General features: G+C 56.0%; 1 protein-coding gene. It reads right to left on the bottom strand.

What is annotated here, in order from left to right; translation table 11 throughout:
• Positions 1 to 393: 393 nt before the first annotated feature.
• On the bottom strand, positions 394 to 1,221 hold an 828-nt coding region (locus tag AO242_RS21940), incomplete at its 5' end, for an IS110 family transposase (RefSeq protein WP_099270361.1).

The following is a 1,221-nucleotide window of genomic DNA, read 5'->3' as shown; positions in this document are numbered from 1 at the left end:
CCGGGTAGCAGTGTTCAAAAAGCGGGTTGAAAGTAGGGGCGAGTCCATACATAGGACCGGCTTTAGCCGGGAGGGCAATGCCCCTGACGAAAGAAGCAGGGCGAATGTACCGACGTCCTCCCGGCTAAAGCCGGTCCTATGTATGGACTCGCCCCTACATTCAACCTGCTTTTGAACACTGCTACCCGGTTGCATCTATGTATAAGGCCTATTCGAGGAAGCATCATCAGCTTCTGGCCAACATTGGGTGAGCTCGCGGTATGCCAATTACGATAAGGCCTCAAAAGGGCCAGTAGGACCGTAGGCATCTATCCACGACGGTCTGACCAAGGGTCAATGTTCTTAAGCAGCGGTTGAGGTGACCCAGCACCCCGGTGGCAGAACTCTGTTTTTTCAATGATTCATCGTCGCCTCCTGGCAACCCGCTGGCTGGCGACTATAGGTCTGATCGTTTTGCAGCAGCACCCAGACGATTCGCAGGTTTCGGTTGGCCAATCTGACGGCGGCTCCCTTTTGACCATGCTGGCTTAACCAGCGTCTCAAACGGCGATCATCCGGATGTTCAGAGTCAGGCCGCACCTGCCTTAACACAGCGTGCGCTCCCTGAATTGAAAGGCTGCGAATGTAGCCATCACCGCGTTTGCAAATTTTGCCCAGCCNAACTTTTTGTCCGCTGCTGTTTTGCTCAGGAACCGTACCGAAGTAGGCTGCGAACATTCGTGCATTGGCGAAGCGCCCAGGTTCAGTTTGCTTGGCCAGTAGCGCTGTAGCGATGACAGGACCGATGCCACGTACTGTCATCAGGCGCTTTGCTGTCTTGTCTTCGCGCGCGGCAGCTTCCAGACGCCCCGTCAGCACGTCGATACGTTCACCCAGCTGACTCCATTCGCCCAGCAGTTCGTCGACCAACTCGCGCAACATATCTGGCAATGGCTGGGTTGCGTCTTCCAGTATGCGTGGGACATTTCGGCTTAGGGCCACCGCCCCTTGCGCCATGGCAATGCCTTGTTCCAGCAGCAACCCACGTATCTGATTACCCATTGCGGTGCGCCGCTTTACATACCCTTGCCGAACACGATGCAGGGCCTGCATGGCCAATTGCGCGTTACTTTTGACGGGCACTGAAGCAATGTTTACATCTCGTCCCGAGCGCAATATCGCCAGGACATCGTTGCGGTCATTCTTGGCGCCGCTGCGATGATTGGCGACATGTTGCGCCGG

Origin of the sequence: Pseudomonas sp. ICMP 561, from assembly GCF_002699985.1 — a bacterium.
Taxonomy (GTDB): Bacteria; Pseudomonadota; Gammaproteobacteria; order Pseudomonadales; family Pseudomonadaceae; genus Aquipseudomonas; species Aquipseudomonas quasicaspiana.
This window is presented reverse-complemented; position numbering and strand designations above follow the sequence as displayed.